We start from the raw sequence: 16,324 nt of genomic DNA, 5'->3' as shown, positions 1-16,324 counted from the left end.
TTTTCGGCGCGGAAGCGCACTCAGGTGCGCTGAGCACCGAAAACGTCGAGATGGGCCCGTATCCGAAGCGGGTGCCCGCCGCTCATTCCGGATCACCGTGGAGGAGCCACTCGTGGGCCGCGTCCTCGTCCCAGAAGCGCCGGAGGACCTTGTCCGTGCCGCTCTCGCGCGCCACGCGGTTCAGCTGGAGCGCGACGATGTCGCTCTCGATGATCTCGGCGACGCGCATCACCCCGAGCTCCAGGCCGAACTCCTGGACGGCGCGGATCTTCTCCGCCACATCGGGGGACATCGGCCTGAACCCGCGGACATCGGCCTTGATCTTGATCTCCCGGCCCTGGAGGCTCTCGCACGCCTTCCTCAGCTCGCTGACGAAGTTCTCCATCTCCTCGAGGCGGACACGCCCCTCGAGGACGAAATCCACCATGGCGATGATCCGGTCGACTTTGATCTCGAACACGTTGAGAGACCTCCTGCCAGTTCCCGAAGGGGCGGGATGGGGCCGCGTGATCATACCCCGGATCGCGCGAGGACGCGCCTAGGGATCGCGACGCTCACGCGGCAGCGACGCTGACCGTCGGCCGTGGGAAGCCCGGGCTGGGGTCGCCGCCCTTCACGCCGCGTGCGGCTCGCCGACGCGCGACTTGCCCTGTCCGCGCCGCACGGCGATCGCCTGCTCGTAGATGGTCTCGTACCGCGAGAGCAGCGTGGGCCACTGCCGCTCCTTGAGGATCCACGCCCGCGCGTTCTTGCCGACCTGCTCGAGGCGCGCCGGGTCCTTGAGCGCCTCCACACACCGCCTCGTGAGGTCGGCGCTGTCGCCCGCCTTGAAGACGAACCCGGTCTCGCCATAACGGACGAGCTCCCCCATGGCCGCGACGTCGCTCACCATCACGGGCCGGGCCATGGCCATCGCCTCGAGCGGCTTCAGCGGCGTCGTCAGCTCGGTCGTCCGGGTCCGGATGCGGGGATACACGAGCAGGCTCGCCATCGCGTAGATGTTGAACACCTCGTCGTGCGGCACCCGCCCGGTGAAGGTCACCTTGGACTCCACCCCTCGCTCGCGGGCGAACGCCTTGAGCTCCATCTCCTGGCCGCCGGCCCCGGTGATCACGACGTGCGCGTCCGGGATCTCCCGCGCGATGTCGCCGATCGCCGCGATGAGCGTCTGGAGCCCCTCGTACGGCTGGAAGGTGCCGACGTAGCCGATGAGCTTCTTCCCGGCGAGCCCGAAGCGCTCCCAGGCGCCGGGCGGGGCCTCCCGCGGCGCGAACTTGTCCGAGTCGACGCCGTTGCCCACGACGTGGAGCGCGTCCGTGCTGCGCACCCGCGGCGCGACAGCGCTCTTCAGGGCCTCGCAGATCGTCACCGTCGCGTCAGCGTACTTGTAGACGATCGTCTCGAGGCCGGCCGCGATCTTGTAAGGCGCCGAGTCCTCTTTGAATTTGCCCCGGTCGACGGAGGCGTTCTCCCAGAGGTCGCGCACCTCGTAGACGAGCGGCAGCCCGAAGCGGCGCGCCGCCGCGAGCGCCGGCAGCCCGACGAGCATCGGCGAGTGCGCGTGCACGAGATCGGGCTGAAACTCCCGGATCGCGTCCTCGACGCGCGCCTCCAGCGCCCGCACGAGCTGGAGCTCCCTGACCAGCGGCAGCTTCTTGCCGGTAGGCTCGCGCGTCCGCCAGTACGAGATGCCGCCGATCTCGTCCTTCAGCGTATCCCCGGACCCCTGCTGCGCCGACGTCACCACCGCCGGCCGCATCCCGTGCTCGGCCTGGTGCTTGATGATGTAGTCGCTGCGGATCGTGTATCCCGCAATGACAGGCAGCGACGTATGAAGAACATGGAGCACGCGCACGAATCACCACCCTTCTTTATGCTGCGCCGCGCAGCCTACCCGAGGCCGCCGCGACCGTCATCAAGCTCCTCCACGCGCATGGACGCGCGTGGAGGAGCTTGGACGCGTCCGCGCTGACCGCGGGCCGGCCGAGAGCCTAGCTCTCGGCTGCCACGTTGCGGTACGCTCCGCCGCCGCATGACCCTCAAAATCGCGATCGTCGGCTGCGGCAAGATCGCCGACGGCCACATAGAAGAGATCCAGAAGATGCCGGAGCGGGCTCGGGTCGTCGCCGTATGCGACCTGGAGCTCCTGATGGCCGAGCAGATCGCGGTGCGCTACGGCATCCCGAGCCACTACGACTCGTTCGACCGGTTGCTCGACGTCGAGAAGCCCGACGTCGTCCACATCACCACCCCTCCGCAGTCGCACCTGTTCCTCGCCCGGCGCGCCATCGAGGCCGGCGCCCACGTCTACGTGGAGAAGCCGACTGCGCTGAACCTCGCGGACGTGCGGCGCCTCATCGAGCTCTGCACCGCCGCCGGGAAGAAGATGACCGTCGGCTGGGAGTACCAGTTCGATCCCCCGGCCATCGAGATGCGCAGGCTCGTCGGCGACGGCGTGATCGGTGATCCCGTCCACGTGGAGAGCTGCTTCGGCTACAACCTCGCCGGCCCCTTCGGCACGGCGCTCCTCGGCGACGGCTCGCACTGGGTCCATCGCCTCCCGGGCAAGCTGTTCCACAACAACGTCGATCACCTGCTGAACAAGATCGTCGAGTTCGTGGACGACGAGCAGCCGAAGGTCACCGCGACCGCCTACGCGCTCCGGGAGAAGCGGTTCGGCGACTCGCGCGACGACATGCTCGACGAGCTCCGCGTCACGGTGCAGGGCGCGCGCGTCAGCGCCTACGGGACCTTCTCGTCGCACGCGCGGCCGCCCGGGCACTTTCTCCGCGTCTATGGCACGAAGAACACGCTCCACGTCGACTTCACGAGCCGCACGGTCACCCTCGACGCGTCGCCGAAGCTCCCGAGCGCCATCGGGCGCGTCGTCCCGGCCTTCGATCAGGCCCTCTCGTACCTCCGCGAGGGGGGCAAGAACGTGGTGCGGTTCGCCCGCAGCGACTTCCACTTCTTCTCGGGGCTGAACCGCCTGATCGGCCTCTTCTACGACAGCATCACGCGGGGCGCGGAGCTGCCCATCTCGTACCGGGACATGATCCGGGTCGCGTCGATGATGGATGAGATCTTCCGGCAGGTCCCGCAGGAGAAGGCGCGCACATGAAAGTCCTTGTCACCGGCTCGAACGGCTTCCTCGGATCGGCCCTCGTCGACCGGCTGCTCGCCCACGGCGAGACCGACCTCCGCTGCCTCGTCCGCCCCGCGAGCAACCGCTCGCGGCTCGACGAGATCGAGAAGCGGCGGGGCGTCCCCCTCGAGGTCGCGGTGGGCTCCCTCGCCACGAAGGAGGCCGCCGAGCGCGCGGTCGAGGGCGTGGACGTCGTCTACCACGTGGCCGCGGCCATGGGCGGCGCGCCCGCGGACATGTTCCTGAGCACCGTCGTCGCCTCGAAGAACCTGCTCGAGGCGCTCGTCCACACCGGCCGATCGCCGCGCGTCGTCCTGGTCAGCTCCTTCGGCGTCTACGGCGTCGCCGATCTCCCGCGGGGGTACATCGTCGACGAGAACACGCCCCTGGAGACGCGGCCGGCGCAGCGCGATCTCTACTCGCAGGCGAAGCTCCGGCAGGAGAAGCTCTTCTGGGAGTACCAGGCGCGCTACGGCTTCCCGCTGACGGTGCTCCGCCCCGGCGTCATCTACGGCCCCGGCGGCAACGCCTTCTCCAGCCGCGTGGGGATGAGCCTCTTCGGCGTGTTCCTGCACCTCGGCGGCCGCAACGTCCTCCCGCTGTCGTACGTCGACAACTGCGCGGAGGCGATCGCCGTCGCCGGCCGGAGCGACGTCGCGCGGGGGCAGGTCTACAACGTCCACGACGACGACCTGCCCACGGCCGACGTCTACCTCGCCCGCTACAAGCGCGAGGTGAAGCCGATCCGCTCGCTCACGGTGCCCTACTTCGCCCTCGCCGGGATATCGAAGCTCGTCGAGCGCTACCACGCCTACTCGAAGGGGCAGCTGCCGGCCATCTTCACGCCCTACAAGAGCGCGACCTCGTGGAAGGGGAACCGGTTCGACAACACGAAGCTCAAGGCGCTCGGGTGGAAGCAGCTGGTCTCCACGGAGGAGGGCCTCCAGCGGACGTTCACGTACCTCAAGGAACGCGCGACATGACGGGCTCGCGGTCGCTCGCGTCGCTCGGCCTCGCGCTCGGCCTCGCGGGTCTCCTCGCCGGCTGCGACCGGCGGCAGACCCCGGGGCCCCCGGCGGTCCACAGCGGCGAGGGCACCCAGTCCGCCACCGCCGCGCTCGCGGTCGCGGCGCCGCGCTTCGACGCGCCGGCCGCGCCGCCGGCCACGCCGGCCAAGGGGCACCCCCGGCTCTGGGTGCGCGCGGCCGATCTGCCGAAGCTCCGGGCGCGCGCCACGCAGGCGAACCCCCTGTTCAAGGAGCTCGCCGCCGTGACGGCCGAGGCCGCGGCGGCGATGGACAAGGGCAACATCCCCTCGGAGGGCGACTGCACCCACGCCCGCATCTACTGCGAGGCGCACGCGGAGCTGTTCGCCTTCATGTCGCTCGTCTCGAGCGACGAGGCGGCCCGCAACGACCACGCCGCCCGCGCGCGCAAGATCCTTCTCTACATCGTCGATCGCGTGAACAAGGGCGATCCGCAGGATCCCTTCGTCCGCAGGTTCTCGACCGGCGACCGCGCCCGCTGGGCCGGCGAGTCGTTCGGCCTCACGGTCGACTGGATCTACGGGTACCTCTCGGCCCAGGACAAGGCGGCGATACGGCCCGTCTTCCTCCGCTGGGCGGAGGAGCAGCTGAAGTCGTCGACGACGAGCCACGATCACCCCGAGCCCGTGGGCAAGCTGAACGACCCGGCGATGCTGAAGGAGCCGAAGAAGCGCAGGTACGCCGCGAACAACTACTTCACGTCGCACATGCGCAACCTGACGCTCCTGTCGCTCGCGTTCGACGAGGCCGACGATCCGCCGGATCCGAAGCCGAGCGGCACCTACCCGCGGCTCAGGGACTACTTCGCCAACGTCGCCGGGGCGTGGCTCTACATGACCGACAGCGTCCTGCGGAACGACGCGCGCGGCGGCGCGCCGCCGGAGGGCTTCCAGTACGGCCCCGCGACGCTGGCCTACGTGAGCGAGACGCTGCTCGCCATCCAGACGGCCGGCGAGGCCGATCCGGCGAAGTGGGGCCCGCAGGTGCACCTCGACGGCAACCCGTTCTGGCACGAGTTCATCCCGGCCCACCTCCACAGCCTGAGCCCCGCCACGCCGGCGGGCCGGCTCGGGCCGACCCACGAGGCCGCGTGGACGGGCGACGGGGAGCGCTACGAGTACACGGATCACATCGACCCGTTCGCGGCGCTCGGCCTCCACGCCGAGAACAGCGGCAACGCCGAGCGCCTGAACGCGCTCCGCTGGATGGCCATCCACGCCGGCCCGGGCGGCGCCGCAGCCCTCGCGCGGCGCGCCCGCTCGCAGCTCGGCCAGGTCCACAAGCGCCACTCGATCATGTACTTCCTCCTGCTCGACCCGGCGGTCACCCCGACCGACCCGCGCCCCTCCACCCCGCTCACGCACTACGGCCCCGGCCTCGGCCAGGTCTTCGCGAGGACGAGCTGGGGGCCCGAGGCCACGTGGCTCCAGTTCCAGCTCGGCTGGGAGCAGATCGACCACCAGCACGGCGACGGCCTCAGCTTCGGCTTCTACCGCGGCGGCGAGTGGCTCACGAAGGAGCGCGTCGGGTACGGCGCCTTCATGGGGAGCTCCGAGCAGCACAACACCCTCACGGTCGAGAACGACAGGAACCGCCGCCACGACGACCCGAACCGCGGCGAGCTCTGGCGGCGCGGGTCCCAGTGGCCGCTCGTGCACACGGGCGATCCCAGGGTGCTCGCGAAGAGCTTCGCGCAGGACTACGTCTACGTCCTCGGCGACGCGACCCCGCTCTACAACTCCGAGTACGAGAACATCCGCGACGTCACGCACGTCAGCCGCGCGCTCGTGTGGCTCAAGCCGGACCACCTCGTCCTCTATGACCGCGCCGCCACGGGCAAGGACGGGCGCTTCAAGCGCTTCTTCGTGCAGACGCCGAGCGCGGCGCAGGTCGCGGGGAAGCTCGCGACGGCCACGACGGCGAAGGGGCAGAAGCTCTTCGTGACCACGCTCCTGCCGGAGAGCGCCGTCATGGTGGCCGAGCCGTACAAGCCGACGGGCACCTGGGACACCAAGCCGGCCGAGAACGAGCCGATGCTCGCAACCCTGCGGGTCGAGCCGCCGGCCCCGATGCCGAAGGACACGCGCTTCCTGCACGTGCTCCAGGGCGCGGCCGGCAACGCGACGGCGGATCCGGTGACGCTCGTGCGCACGAAGCGCGGGACGCCGTTCGCTGGCGCGGCGGTGAAGGACACGCTGGTCCTGTTCCCGGTCGAGCTGGGCGCTGTGTCCGAGGTGCAGTTCACCTCGCTCCCCGGCGTGACGAAGCACGTCGTCACGGGGCTCTCCCCCGGCGCGTCCTACGACGTGATCAGGAAGCCCGCGGGCGGCGGCGACGAGATTACGATCCGCGCCGGCTCGGCCGCCAAGGCCGACGAGGGCGGCGTCCTCGCCTTCTGAGCGCCGTGTCGCAAACGGCAAATGCGACGATGACGCCCCCCGCGCCACGCTTGTCCTCGGCGTGGCGCGCTGCAATAATCCATTCTCCTTGCCCACGTCCTGTACGGAGATGCCATGAGCAAGAAGCGACTCGTCTCTGCCGGCGCATTTCTCGTCGCGCTGGGCGCCCTGTTCATCCCCATCGAGGGGACGGCGCCGGCCGCGACCGGCCCCATCGCGAAGGCCGGCTCGCTCGATCTGTCCGGCTTCGCGAGCGCCCGGCCCGATACCCCGCTGGATCTCCTGTTCATCCATCACTCGTGCGGCGGCCAGCTCCTCACGGAGACGGGCGCCGAGAAGGAGAAGGCGTCGTGCGTCTACGAGGCGCACCCGAACGGAGGCGGGCTCAAGAAGAAGCTCACGGAGCAGGGCTACCGCGTCCATGAGGCCTCCTACGGCAGCGAGATCGGCGAGAAGACCGACCTCTTCGACTGGGCGCCCAAGTTCCGCGACAAGATGGACAAGGTGCTCCGGGTCGCGCTGAACGACCAGATGCACCCGGACGGCGTGGTGAACCGGATCGTCGTCTTCAAGTCCTGTTATCCCAACAACCGCTTCGTCGGCGAGGGCTCCGCCCCCGGCAACCCGGCCGGCCCGGAGCTCACCGTCTGGAACGCAAAGGCCACGCTGACGTCCATCCTGCCCGACCTCGCGAAGCGGAAGGACACGCTGTTCGTCTACGTCACCGCCCCCGCCAACGTCCTCAAACGCTCCAAGGAGCCCGCCTGGAAGTGGACCGCGAAGCGGCTCCTCGGGAAGCCCTCCGACGCCGAGATCGCGCAGCGCCAGGCGGATCTCGCCCGCTCGTTCAACAACTGGGTCAAGTCGCCCGACGGCTGGCTCAGCGGTTATCCGGAGAAGAACGTCGTCGTCTTCGACTACTACGACGTGCTCACGAACAAGGGCGAGTCCAACTTCTCCCTGCACGGCTCGGAGGGGAACACCGACAACCACCCCTCGAGCGCGGGCAACGCGAGGGCCGCGGATGAGTTCGTCCCGTTCCTGAACCAGGCCGTGCGCCGCGTGGGCCTCAGCACGTAGCCTCGAGGGCCCGGAAACCACGCCGGAGGGAGCGAGCGCAAGTCGCTTGACGCGAGCCGCGATCCTCCGGAACGTCCCCCACCACCCGAACGGCGTCTCCGCCGAGGACCCTCGACATGCTCGCGCTCCCCGGGGTCATCCTTCTCATCGTCTTCATCTACGGCAGGCCTCAGGAGTGGGACGAGCGCTTCGAGAGCCTGCCGTTCCTGTACCTCTGGCTCGGCCTCGCCTTCATGGGCATGGGCCTCGACCTCGCGATGGGCAAGGTCAGGCTGAAGGCGACCCCGCAGCTCCGGTGGGCCATCGTCGTCTACTGCTGGTGCGTGCTCACGCTGGGCTTCCGGAACCCCGCCGAGTTCACCGAGGGGTTCGTCTCGATCAGCGTGACGTTCGTCCTCTTCTTCCTGATCGGGCACAGCCCCGACGGCTTCAAAGGGTTCCAGAAGCTCGCCGCCACGGTGCTCATCATGGGCCTCTTCGTGGCGGGCGTCGCGATCCACCAGGGGTTCTCCTCGTTTCAGTGCCTGGCGATGACGCAGACCATCGGAGGCTCGCGCGGCGAGGCGGGCATCCCCGACGGCCGGTCCTGCGAGCTCCGCGTGGACTGCCGCGAGGGGCCGGGCGCCGATCCCGAGGTCGAGTACCTGTGCGAGCGCGTCGGCCTCTTCAAGACGTCGACGATCAACGGCCGCGTGCGCTGGCGCGGCGTGCTCCAGGATCCGAACGAGCTCGCGCTCACGGCGGGCATCGTGCTGCCGTTCAGCTTCGCGATGTTCGAGCAGAAGCGCTCCTTCACGCGCGCGCTCATGGTCTTCGGCTCGCTCCTCCTCATCGCGACCGCGATCATCCTCACGCAGTCCCGGGGCGGCCAGCTCGTCTTCGCGACGGTGCTGGGCGTCTACTTCGTCAAGAAGTACGGCATCCGCGGCGCGATCTTCGGCGCGATCTGCGCGGCGCCGCTCATGATGCTCGGCGGCCGCGGCGGGGGCGAGGCGGATGAGTCAGCGAACGAGCGCACGGAGATCCTGGGCGAGGGCCTGAATATCTACCGGATGTTCCCGCTGATGGGCGCGGGCTTCCGCCAGTTCACGGAGCACCACTGGCTCACCGCGCACAACGCGTACCTCCTCGCGCTCTCGGAGCTCGGTCCGCTCGGGATGTTCGCGTGGACGGCGATGATCTACCTCACCCTCAAGATCTCGCTGGTCGCGCTCAAGCGGTACGAGCACGGCGCCCAGTTCGCGGCGATCCGCGCCTGGTCCATGGCGATCATGGCCGGGTTCTGCGGGATGATGGTCGGGATCTTCTTCCTCTCGTTCACCTACCACTACGTGCTCTGGATCTACTTCGGCCTGGCGGGGGCGCTGTATTCCGCCATCAGGAGCGTCGATCCGAACTTCTCGATCCGGCTCGAGAAGCGCGACGTCTACCGGCTCATCCTGGCCGATCTCGCCCTGGTGCTCGTGATCGTCGTGCTCAGCAAGAGGGCCTAGAGCGACAAACGGGTTGAAACCCCGGAAAAGAGCAGGAATTTGAACCGCCAAGCGCGCCGAGGACGCCAAGATCGTGTTTTGTTCTTGGCGTCTTGGCGGCTCAGTTCTCGCTCGATCAACGTGATCGGTGTCCTAGCAGAGCCGCGGGAAGCGCCCCCGGTTCAGCGGAGAGAGCGCCATGGCGCCGGGGTCCGGAGGCGCGGCGCCCGCTCAGCGCCCGAGGCCGAGGACCATCACGAGCGGCGTCTTCACGATGATCGAGAGCTCCATCTGCAGGAACGTCGAGAGCTTCTCGAGCGACGCGGCGTACGCGAGATCGAAGAGCAGCTTCATCCGCATGTCGTCGGCCTCGGCCCCCTCCGCCTCCTCGAGGCCGAACGGGTTCGTCAGCGTCGCCTCGAACGCGGCGACCTCGCTCTCCGCCGGGGCGCGTCCGGTATACCCGAGCGACACCTGCGCGAGCCCCGTGATGCCCGGCTTGATGTCGCGCATCCGCTCCTCGAAGAAGGGAATGGCGAGCGCGAGGTTGACGAGCAGCTCGGGGCGCTCGGGGCGCGGCCCCACGATGCTCATGTCGCCCATGAGCACGCTCCAGAACTGCGGGATCTCATCGAGGCGCGTCTTGCGCAGGAAGCGGCCGACCCGGGTGATGCGCGGGTCGTCCTGCTGGGCGAGCACGGCCCCCGTCAACTTCTCGGCATCCACGCGCATGGAACGAAATTTGCGCATGTGGAATTCGACGAACCGCGGGTAGGCCACGCCGTCCCGCACTTCCGTGCCGATGAGCATCCCGGCACGGCGCTGCATGTAGAAGATCGGCCCGGGCGACTCGAGGTAGATAGCCGCGCCGATGAGAGGGTAGAGCGGGAGGGTCAGCGTGAGACCCACGAGCGAGCCCGCGATGTCGATCGCACGTTTCGCTACACGAACGCCAGGTGTCACTGTTTACCTTGTGGCTCCCATAGTCGAGAACGTGGTAGGGTACAAGCTCGGATGGAGGTTTGGGCGTGATCCGACTCCGCGTACCAGGTTCGTTGACCTATCGCCACCTCGCCCTCCGCGTGGTGGCGGCCGCATGCAAGATGGCCGCGCCGGGGAGGGTCGAGGGCGGGTCGCCCGGCCTCACCCAGGAGGATTTCGAGGACCAGACCGTCTCGGCGTTCGGCGAGGCGTTCAACAACATCGCGATTCACGGATACCGCGCTGGCCCGCCGGGCGACGTCGACATCGAGATCGAGTCCGACGCGGACGGCATTATCATCCGTTTGATGGACACGGGCTGCAGCTTCGATCCCGCGGCCATCGACAACCCTCCCATCGACGACCTCCCCGAGTCCGGGATGGGGCTCTTCATCATCAAGTCGTTCATGGATGAGGTCGACTACTGTCCCGGCAGTCCGAATGTCCTCCGTCTTGTGAAACGGAGGGAGGGCAGCTCGTGTATTGCCGGCGACGGGGGTGAAGGCAGCAGCGAACAAGAGCATTCCGACGCCGATTTCGCCGGGGCGACAGGGCATCGGACGAGCAGTTTTCGAATGCGGAGCGTCTCCCGTTCGGGCGCGACCCGCGCCGCAGGGGGAATCAAAATCCAATGAGTTATACGCGGACCGATAACGGCAGTGAGACGGTCGTGCAGTTCGAGGGGACCCTCGACGCAGTGACCGCACCGGAGTTCAGGACATTGGTGGACGAGCTGGTGGCCGAGAACCGGCAGAACATCACGCTCGAGCTCTCGTCCCTCCGGCTGATCGACAGCTCGGGCGTCGGCGTCATCGTCTCGCTGTTCAAGCGGGTACGGGCCAACGGCGGCCAGGTGCGCATCGTCGGGCTGAGGGATCAGCCGCGCGCGATCTTCCGCCTGCTGCGCCTCGATCGGGTGTTCCCCACGTGACGCTCGGTGGCGGCGCGCGCGCCGCCACCCCGGCCCCCCGGCCCACCCGTCGACAACGGTCGCGGTGGCAGCGCCGCGCGGCAGGTGTCGCGCGGACGGTGCAGCGCGGCTGGCGTCGCCCGGGCGGTGCCCCCTGTCGCCGTGGTGCTGGTTGCGCGTGCTGCGCGTACTGGGGGCGTGTTAGGCGTGGGGTTGCGCGCAGCGGGCACAGCCGGAGCTGGGTGCAACAAGCTGGCGCTCGGGCGTCGCACGTCTACCATAGCCAACCAGCCTGCCTGACCGGGGTGCGCGTTCTCCGGACCGGGCGGAGCAAGGCAACCTTCGAGGAGCGGGGACCATGGACAAGAAGATGAACCAGCAGCTCTCCGGGCCTACCCCGCCCCAGGAGGCGCTCGGGGCGATCCCCGCCGACGCAGCGGCGCGGCCTGCAGGTCCGCAGCCGCCCAGCGTCAGCGCGATGATCAACCGGACGCTGGCGCACTGGTACGTGGCGGTGCTGGTGGCGATCGCGGGGCTCGGGTTCACGGTGCTCGTCGTGCAGTCGAGGAAGCCCGCGTACCGCTCCGAGACCGTGATCTTCTACCGCGAGGGCGTCAAGGCGACGTACCTCGGGCCCGACGGGCCCGACCCGCTCCGCACCCTCTCCGCGCGGCTCAAGGAGACGCTGCTCGCGCGCTCCAACCTCGAGAAGGTCGTGACGGAGTTCAACCTCTTCCCCGACGTCCTCGAGAAGCGGGGCATGGTCGACGCGGTCGATCGGCTCCGCGCCAAGATCACCTTCAAGGCCCGCTCGCAGGACACCTTCGCGATCTCGGCCGAAGGAGAGACGCGCGAGCAGGCGCAGGAGGTGACGCAGCGGCTCGCGGACATCCTCGTCGAGGAGACGACCCGCATGCGCAGGTCGCAGGCGAAGCTGACGAACGAGTTCCTCGACGCCGAGCTGAAGCGCGCCGAGCAGGACGTCGAGAAGGCCGAGGCCGAGCTCGCGGCGTTCCTGGCCGAGCACCCCGAGTTCGCTACCGAGCAATCCACACCCGGCGGCTCGCAGGGCGGCGCCGCCATCCGCGAGCGGGAGCGGCGCGCCACAGGGACCGACCCGACCCTCGAGGCGCTCGAGCGGCAGGTGCCCCGCCTGCGCAGCCGGCTCACCGGCAAGCCGGAGCAGCCGGCGGCGAGCGCCGCCGGGGTGCCCTCCCCCGCGCTCACCCGGCAGCGGGATCAGGCCGAGCAAGAGCTCGCCACCGCGCGGCGGGATCTGGCCGACAAGCAGTCCCGCTTCACCGAGCAGCACCCCGACGTCCGGGCGGCGGCGGCCCGCGTGACCAACGCCGAGGCGGCGCTGCGGCGCGCCGAGCAGGCGCTCGTCCTGCCGCCGGAGCCGGTGGTGGAGGTCCCCGCGACCGACGAGGCCGAGAAGGCGAAGATCAAGTCCCAGCTCGCCGCTCTCGAGCGGGAGATCGCGGTGCGCAGGGGCGCGAAGAAGGGCAACGCGGCCGACGCGAGCGAGGCGGCGAAGCAGATCATCAACACCGAGACCGACTGGTCGCGGCTCAGCCGCGAGAAGGCGCGCGCGCAGCAGCGCCTCTCCGACCTCGAGGGCAAGTCGTTCCGCGCGGAGATCGCCGCGAGCTCGGAGCAGGGCGGCTACTCGGCGCAGATCGAGGTGCTCGACCCGGCGTACCGGCCGAGCGCGCCGTCGAGCCCGTCGCGGTTGATCATCGCCATCGGCGGGCTGTTCTTGTCCGTTGCGGCCGGCATCGCGGCCGCCGCGGCGCGTGGCATCGTGTTCGATGATCGGGTTTACGACATGGAAGATATCGATCGAATGGCGCTCGCTCCGGTGCTCGTCGTCGTTCCGCCCGCCGCGCGCGCGCCCCGAGGGCGCCGTGGCTGAGGCAGGCGGAGCTGAGCCGGGAAAGCCCCCGCCGGTCGCTTCCCTCGAGCGGGCGCTCGATCAGGTCTGCGACTTCCTGAGTCGCGCGGAGCAGACCGCGCGGGTCCGCGCCCTCGTCATCGAGGCGCGCCGTCTCCGCAACGTGGTCGGCAACTGGCGCTCGATCGCGCCGGATCCGGACGTGCGCGAGGAGATGATCGCCCGCGTCCTGCGCCTCGCGAACGACGCGGAGGACGTGGTCTCGGCGGAGCGCCCGAGCTCCAGCCAGGACGACCCGAGCGCCGCGTTCGACTCGCCGACCATCCGGCAAGATCTGCCCCCTTCGCCGCTGCAGCACCCGCAGGCGATGGGGCTGCGCCTCGGCGCCGCGCAGGCGCCGGGCGCTCACCCCGGCGCGCAGCAGCCGCTCAGGGGGCCGTCGCCAGCGACGGCGCTCTTCCTCGGGGGTCCCGCGGCGAACCACGGGGAGCACCGCGCGCACCCGGGTACCGCGACGGTGCTCGGCATGCCCGCGCCGGCGCTGCCGCCCGGCCCCGAGCGGCAAGGCTCATCCCCCGCGATCGCGCGTGTCGCCGATCTGAGCGCGACGCTGAGCAGCCCTGGGCTCGTATCGAGCGGCGGGAGGCCGGGCAGCTCGCCAGCGCTGCCGGTGCCGATCGAGCGGGTCATCGCCTCGCCGGCGCGCGACGTGGGGGTCCGGGACGCGGGGGCGCCCCCCGGGGGAGCGCCGTCCCTCGAGCGATCGTTCAGCGGCGCGTTCCCCTCGCCTCCGTCGCTCGTCTTCGATCGCGTGGTGCCGCCCGCGGCGCGCGAGGTGACGGTGCGCGAGGTGCCGCAGCCGCATCAGCAGCCGCCGCCGCAGCAGCAGCCGCCGCCCGAGCGGCCGATCGAGCGCTCGCTCACCAGCACGTTCAACTCGCCGCCCTCCCTGATCTTCAACCGCGTGGTGTCGACCCCGGCGCACCAGGCCGTGGACGCGAAGCTGCAGTCGCTGGATCCGACGTTCGAGGAGCCGCCGTCGCTGCACATCGAGCAGCTGCGCTCCCTGCCCACCACACCGGAGAACGCCGGGTTGCTCCCGGAGGAGTCGCTGCGCGGCCCGGGCGAGATCACCGTGCGCCCCGTGCCGATGCCGGACGCCGTGGATCCGAACATCGTGATGCTCCGCGCGCCCTACTCGCCCCAGGCCGACGCGTACCGGACGCTCCGGCGCAAGCTGCCGACGGGCTCGGGGATCACCATCGCCGTGACGAGCGCGGGGCCCGGCGAGGGCAAGACGTCGTGCGCCATCAACCTCGCCCTCGCGCTCCGCGAGACCGTCCGCGGGAAGATCCTCCTCGTCGAGGCGAACATCCGCAAGCCCGGCATCGCGAAGGCGCTGCGGTTCGAGCCCCCGAGCTGCTTCACGGAGCAGCTCCAGCGCCACGTCAACGACCGGTTCGCGCCCTGGGTCGTCGTCGATCAGGCGGCGCCCACCGTGACGCCCGGCGACGACGGCGGCGAGTCGTCGTCGGACAGGAACGCCGCGCCGGGCGGCAGGTCGCCCGACGCGAGGCTCGCCCTCCAGACGCCCGTCCACATCCTGGCGGTCGATCCGCGCACGGAGCGGCCGCCGATCTTCGACGGGGTGGCGTTCTCGACCGCGATCGAGAGCCTCAAGCGCGCGGGCTACTCGTACATCATCATCGACACGCCGCCGGTGCTCGGCAGCATGGACCTGAACGTCATCGGCGACTCGGTGGACGGCGTGATCCTGACCTCGCTGGTCAAGAAGTCGACCCGCAAGGCGATCCGCCAGGCCATCGAGCAGCTCCGGCCGGCGCCCATCCTCGGTGTCGTCCTTCTCGACGCCTGAACGGCCGGCGCGCGGCGTTCGCCTCCTTGCGCCGAAAGGTCGGGGAGGCATAGCCGAGCGCCGGCTCCATTGTTACCTTGCAGCCCTCATGCGCTCCGGACGAGGTATTGCGGTCGCGGCCTTCGGCTGCGCGATCCTCACCCACCACGACGCCCGGGCGCAGGACGCAACCCTCCACGGCGTCTTCACCGGGTCGATCGGCGTCACCGACAACGTGACCTCCGCGGCCGAGCCCCCTGCCGGGCCCGGTCCCGACGCCGACGGCCTCGCGACCGCGAGCCCCGGCCTGATCTTCACCTACACGACGCCGCGGACCGCCCAGACGCTCTCCTACACGTTCTCGACGAGCCTCTTCTTCCGGCACGCGGAGGCGAGCTCGTACTCGAACGTGGCCGCGTGGACCGGCCGCTTCGTCACGTCGCCGAGGACCTCGCTGACGCTCGGGGCGTCCGGGTCGCAAGGCCAGCTCAACACGTTCCAGCTCGAGCAGACGCCGGGGACCACGACGCTCCAGGGCAACGCGGGCGGGACGACGAACTTCGTGCAGGGGTCGTTCAACGAGGGGTTCTCGTTCCAGCCCTCGCCGGTCTGGTCGCTCGGGCAGGCGGCGACGTTCGCCGTCTACAACCCGCTCCTGGATCGCCCGCAGCGCACGTACAGCGTGACGAACACGCTGAACGCGAACCGAAGCTTCCGTCACGACGTCGCGGCCCTCGCGCTCTCGGTCGGCTACACCCATTTCGACAACGTTCCGGTCACCGACACCGATCCCACGACCGAAGACACGTACACGTCGCGCGACCAGCTCCTCAGCACGCTCGTGGCGAGCTGGCAGCACGACCTCGGGCGTCGCTTCTCGAGCCAGCTCGACCTCGGCGGGGTCGTCGCGACGGACCTGGCGGGCGGCGCCGGGTCGCTCGTGCGCCCGAGCGGGCTCGCGGCGCTGCGCTACTTGCACGAGCGGGGCGACGCGGCCGAGCTCGCGTACACCTACGCGGCCACGCCGAACGTCTTCCTGCAGCAGATCCAGCTCTCCCATATGCTGACGCTCCGCGCCGCCGTGCCCATCCGCCCCGCCTGGCACCTGTCGGTCGAGGGCTCGGCCAGCGCGCAGCTCTCGCAGCCTCTCGAGACGAACGCGGAGGGGGATCTCGACACGGGGCCGACGACGCTCGCGGTGCTCACCGATGTCGGGCTGCTCTGGAGCCCCGTCATCCTCATCCCCGACTTTGCGCTCGCGCTCCGGTACCAGCACGCGAACCAGCGCGCCGAGGCAAGGACAGCGGAGCTCCCCGACACGCGCGTCGTCCGGAACACGCTCCTCCTGTCCGTGTCGGGCGCGTTCCCGCGGCAGATGGCGCCGGGCTCGCGCATCTTGATGACCCAGCCCTTCGGCTCGGCAGGCCCTTCCGGAACGCCGCGCCGGGAGCCGACGCCGAGCGAGCCGCTGGAGGGCGAGGCGTCGGCTGGCGCGGGCGACGCCGCTCGCTGAGCGCGACGGGGCTCCGCCGGGCGGCCGAC

The 16,324-nt window shown here is 70.0% G+C and carries 13 protein-coding genes; 10 read left to right on the top strand and 3 right to left on the bottom strand.

The annotated features are described in order from the left end of the window. Positions 1 to 82: 82 nt before the first annotated feature. Positions 83 to 460: an STAS/SEC14 domain-containing protein gene (locus tag WME82_RS04905; protein ID WP_272100194.1), complete on the bottom strand. Its 378-nt coding sequence runs from the start codon at positions 458 to 460 to the stop codon at positions 83 to 85. A gap of 153 nt (positions 461 to 613) precedes the next feature. Further along, positions 614 to 1,855 carry a glycosyltransferase gene (locus tag WME82_RS04900; protein ID WP_438041861.1) on the bottom strand — a complete coding sequence of 414 codons (1,242 nt, stop codon included), beginning with the start codon at positions 1,853 to 1,855 and terminating at the stop codon, positions 614 to 616. A 177-nt stretch (positions 1,856 to 2,032) separates the two neighbouring features. Here WME82_RS04900 and WME82_RS04895 point away from each other — a divergent pair, with 177 nt between their 5' ends. The 5 genes from WME82_RS04895 to WME82_RS04875 all read left to right on the top strand — a co-directional run bounded on the left by WME82_RS04895 (position 2,033) and on the right by WME82_RS04875 (position 9,163). Continuing rightward, positions 2,033 to 3,121 (top strand): Gfo/Idh/MocA family protein, encoded by a 1,089-nt coding sequence (locus tag WME82_RS04895; protein ID WP_437744370.1) that lies wholly within the window; start codon positions 2,033 to 2,035, stop codon positions 3,119 to 3,121. Continuing rightward, positions 3,118 to 4,128 carry an NAD-dependent epimerase/dehydratase family protein gene (locus WME82_RS04890; protein ID WP_437744369.1) on the top strand — a complete coding sequence of 337 codons (1,011 nt, stop codon included), beginning with the start codon at positions 3,118 to 3,120 and terminating at the stop codon, positions 4,126 to 4,128. The genes WME82_RS04895 and WME82_RS04890 overlap by 4 nt, the downstream gene beginning before the upstream one ends. Next, positions 4,125 to 6,590 (top strand): hypothetical protein, encoded by a 2,466-nt coding sequence (locus tag WME82_RS04885; RefSeq protein WP_438041860.1) that lies wholly within the window; start codon positions 4,125 to 4,127, stop codon positions 6,588 to 6,590. The genes WME82_RS04890 and WME82_RS04885 overlap by 4 nt, the downstream gene beginning before the upstream one ends. A gap of 114 nt (positions 6,591 to 6,704) precedes the next feature. Continuing rightward, on the top strand, positions 6,705 to 7,670 hold the full coding sequence (locus WME82_RS04880; RefSeq protein WP_438041859.1) for a hypothetical protein: 966 nt from the start codon (positions 6,705 to 6,707) through the stop codon (positions 7,668 to 7,670). A gap of 116 nt (positions 7,671 to 7,786) precedes the next feature. Then, positions 7,787 to 9,163, top strand: a complete 1,377-nt coding sequence (locus tag WME82_RS04875) for an O-antigen ligase family protein (RefSeq protein ID WP_438041858.1) — start codon at positions 7,787 to 7,789, stop codon at positions 9,161 to 9,163. Between the two features lie 210 nt (positions 9,164 to 9,373). Here WME82_RS04875 and WME82_RS04870 read toward each other — a convergent pair whose 3' ends face one another. Continuing rightward, the gene (locus WME82_RS04870; RefSeq protein WP_012233516.1) at positions 9,374 to 10,105 is read right to left on the bottom strand and encodes a sugar transferase; all 732 of its coding nucleotides are present in this window, start codon (positions 10,103 to 10,105) and stop codon (positions 9,374 to 9,376) included. A 92-nt stretch (positions 10,106 to 10,197) separates the two neighbouring features. On the opposite strand from WME82_RS04870, the gene WME82_RS04865 reads away from it, so the two are divergent. The 5 genes from WME82_RS04865 (at position 10,198) to WME82_RS04845 (ending at position 16,295) form a co-directional block, all read left to right on the top strand. Further along, positions 10,198 to 10,758: an ATP-binding protein gene (locus WME82_RS04865; protein ID WP_437897977.1), complete on the top strand. Its 561-nt coding sequence runs from the start codon at positions 10,198 to 10,200 to the stop codon at positions 10,756 to 10,758. Next, on the top strand, positions 10,755 to 11,054 hold the full coding sequence (locus WME82_RS04860) for an STAS domain-containing protein (RefSeq protein ID WP_012233514.1): 300 nt from the start codon (positions 10,755 to 10,757) through the stop codon (positions 11,052 to 11,054). The genes WME82_RS04865 and WME82_RS04860 overlap by 4 nt, the downstream gene beginning before the upstream one ends. Before the next feature lie 337 nt (positions 11,055 to 11,391). Then, positions 11,392 to 12,948, top strand: coding sequence for a GumC family protein (locus WME82_RS04855; protein WP_437744365.1), 1,557 nt, complete (start codon positions 11,392 to 11,394; stop codon positions 12,946 to 12,948). Next, complete coding sequence (locus tag WME82_RS04850) at positions 12,941 to 14,803, top strand: hypothetical protein (protein ID WP_438041857.1); 1,863 nt, start codon at positions 12,941 to 12,943, stop codon at positions 14,801 to 14,803. Before WME82_RS04855 ends, WME82_RS04850 begins: the two co-directional genes overlap by 8 nt. An 88-nt stretch (positions 14,804 to 14,891) precedes the next feature. After that, positions 14,892 to 16,295: a hypothetical protein gene (locus tag WME82_RS04845; RefSeq protein WP_438041856.1), complete on the top strand. Its 1,404-nt coding sequence runs from the start codon at positions 14,892 to 14,894 to the stop codon at positions 16,293 to 16,295. Positions 16,296 to 16,324 lie beyond the last annotated feature (29 nt).

It is taken from the genome of Sorangium sp. So ce128 (genome assembly GCF_051525245.1).
In the GTDB taxonomy this organism is placed as follows: Bacteria; Myxococcota_A; Polyangia; order Polyangiales; family Polyangiaceae; genus Sorangium; species Sorangium cellulosum_B.
This window is presented reverse-complemented; position numbering and strand designations above follow the sequence as displayed.